Genomic DNA, 3,099 nt, shown 5'->3' with positions numbered 1-3,099 from the left:
GGTTGGTTTGTAAGTATTTAGCCGTTGGCCGTAGGCCACGCTACGCGAACAGCTGTCAGCCGTCAGCTGTCAGCCGTCAGCTTAAAATAAACCTCTTGCGGGATAATTTTATAGTTCGAGATTTTAGAGAATTGAAAGTCTGGGGAAAAGCCCAAGGCCAACGGCTGAGGGGTAACTGCACCTCAAGTAGCGTGCGTGGCACAGGCTTTGGCCTTGGCCTTTGGCCACGCTACGCGAATGGCCACGCTGTGCGAACGACGCTGTGAAGTAGCCCATATGCTTAGGCAGAATATAGGCAGGAAAAGCCTTTTAAGTATTATCTTTAATGGGTTTTCCCTAACCTTAAAATAAATTTTAAAATTCGATATCGATTTCAAAAAGGTATCCTTGTCGCGACCCTGGCAAATCACCTGCATACCAGGGTGCTAAGACTTTTCCCCCTAGCCAAGGAACAGCAGATGAGCAAGCAAACAATTTGCAGGGTGATTCGGCAGTGCGATCGCATTTAGAATCAACAATGGTCACGCTGCTAATATTCATCACAGGTAGAACAATCTCTCTGACTCTTGCTTGAGATTGCGGATCGATACAGACTACTTTGCCACCAAACCAAAATGTGAGCCAAAGACGACCTGCCCCATCTACAGCCAATCCATCGGGTACTCCTTCAGTTTCATCGGCAACGATAAATTTGTGATGGTCATGAATATCGGGTAGGGTTGCTTCAGTTCGATCCGAATTGAGAACGAAGACATGAACAGACCTTTCTAAGCTATCCACAACGTAGAGCGATCGCCCATCTGGTGATAGTCCCATGCCGTTGGCATAACCTAGCCCCGCAAAAACTTCCTGGACTTGCCCCTGGGGATTGCAGGCTAGCAGTGCCCCTGTTCCCCTAATTGCTGTGGCATCCTCATCGATGGTGTTGAACCAAATGTTTCCGTTTTTGTCAATAACTACATCATTGCAAACCAACTGTTTACCCTGATAGTCTTGGATAATTGGTATGATCTCTTTGGTATTGAGATTTAACTCCACCAGTCCCAACTCCCCAGACAACACCACAGTTTCCGTCCCCGATAGGGCAAGACCGTAACACAAACCAGGTAATGGGAACCGCTGCACCTTGCGGGTTGTTAAGCACAGTTGAATCAGCTGAGGATTACCGTAGTCCAGGCAGAATAGTTGATTACTTCTGGGGTCATAGTAGAGTCCCTCACCCCCCTGGAGAACGCAGTCTTGGGCCACGGCAATTTGATAGGCTGGGGAGCGTCGTTCTAGCAGTAATGCATTGCGTAGATGCTGACCATAAAACTGTAGGGCAGCTCGGTTAGAACCAACCAGGTTTAGTTCTGCCAGTGGAGTGGGATGATAGTAAGTATTTTTAATTTGGTCTGCTGCTTCACAATTAAAGGTAATCAGTTGTGAGCAACTGAGGGTTTGTTGGGCAAGGCTAAAATCAAACAGTGTTGAGGCGAGACCATTGTTACGAGTTGACAGATACAGGCGACAACTGGTGGGTGTTTTTTCTACTAATGTCTGGCTTGGAATATCTGGACAAATTCCCTGGGCTAATGTCAGAGCTGCTTTGGGTAAATTAAAATTCAGACTCTGCTGATACAAAAAGCCAAATGTAGCACTCATCCGGGCATTCATTTCAATTAAGACCGGGGAGCCTTGCTCTTGAAGCCAAAATTCAGCGCAGAAAAAGCTATTGTCTAAACCGCTATCTTGAATAAAATTAGCTACTCGTTCGTAAATAGCCCTTTGTTGTGCCTGACTCACTTGAGAGGGAAAGACATAACAATCCACTGACCCGTCCTTTGCTTCCACGGTATCCACTAAACCAAAAAAATGAACCTGTCCTCTATAAACAAAGCCATCACAGGTTAAGGGTTGACCGGAAATCAGATCTTCAACTAAAAGCGGAACTTGAGATGTTACAGCTAAGGGGTATTTTGTGCCATCAACAAATGCTTGGAATAAATCTCGATACATTTGCCACCAAGGTTGATAAGCCCTGGCTAGATCTTTACATACCTGTTGTAACTGTTCAGGTTGATCGACCTTGCCACAAAACATCCCGTAACTCGAGCAAACTGGTTTAACAAATACGGTAAACCTCAGCGTATTTACAATGTCCTTGTCAATTAAAATATCTTTTTCATTGTCCAGTTGTACAACACTGTAACCGGGGGGATATGAGTCAATTTCACGGGCATAAAACTTATGAAAACACTGCAATATACTTTCAAGACGAGGGCCAAAGATATTGAGGCTTTGACAAACCACGGCAGCTACTAAATTAGCGATATCAAAGCTGTAATAAACAGCTGCAATCTTATGTACTTTGGCATAAGCGATCGCATCTTGGCAAAAGGCTACTAAATCGACTTGACCTTTGAGTTTAGGTGGCGTTGTTTGTAGAGATGAATACTCTAGGCAATGGAAGCAATAAGCAGAAAAGTCAGCGCTAGACAATAACTGCTTCTCATCTTGAGATGGACACAAAACCAATACAGGAATTAGTTCATCAGGTTGATTAACTTCCTGGATTACAGTGACTGTTGCCACTTTCAGCATGAACTTAGAGCAGATAACGGGCTTATTTGACAAAATTTACCATAAACTAGGGCGGGCGTGTCTGCAAAGTTAAAAGATCACCATGGAACTGTGATCGATATCACCAGCAACAGGAGAAAGAAGATTTCAACTAAAGCCAGAGTAATATAGAGGCAATAGTCAACATCCCTTGATAATTGATGGCATATTTCTCATAACGAGTTGCAATTCGTCGATTAAGCTATAGGCGATTAATAAGTCGTTCGACTCGATGCAAGTTCTCGTTTGCAGACCACGATTGAAGCGTTCTCGTTTTCTCTGATTGCTTTTCGGGGGGAATAACAGGGGTTGCTCCCTGTCTTGATGCAAAGCGCGAGTGGGGGAAACCCCCAAGACCGCGCTGCATCGCTGAAAACGCAGTTTTTCTCTAATCGCTTGACTACTGTAAGCTTTATCACCATTAAAGTAGCGAAATCGACTTTTTGGTCTTCCTCGTCCAATTCGCGCTTACTTTCCTCCAGTCAGTAAGTCATCAAA

General features: G+C 44.5%; 2 protein-coding genes. One reads left to right on the top strand and one right to left on the bottom strand.

Annotated features, from left to right (window positions below):
• Positions 1-266, top strand: a 266-nt coding sequence (locus F6K57_RS41355; RefSeq protein WP_293074920.1) for a hypothetical protein, incomplete at its 5' end; no start/stop codon positions are given.
• Between the two features lie 88 nt (positions 267-354).
• On the opposite strand, the gene F6K57_RS41350 is transcribed toward F6K57_RS41355, so the two are convergent.
• A complete protein-coding gene (locus tag F6K57_RS41350) occupies positions 355-2,574 on the bottom strand; it encodes an SMP-30/gluconolactonase/LRE family protein (RefSeq protein WP_293074917.1) in 2,220 nt (739 codons plus the stop codon).
• Positions 2,575-3,099: the final 525 nt, after the last annotated feature.

This window comes from Moorena sp. SIO4A5 (assembly GCF_010672005.1).
GTDB lineage: Bacteria > Cyanobacteriota > Cyanobacteriia > Cyanobacteriales > Coleofasciculaceae > Moorena.
This window is presented reverse-complemented; position numbering and strand designations above follow the sequence as displayed.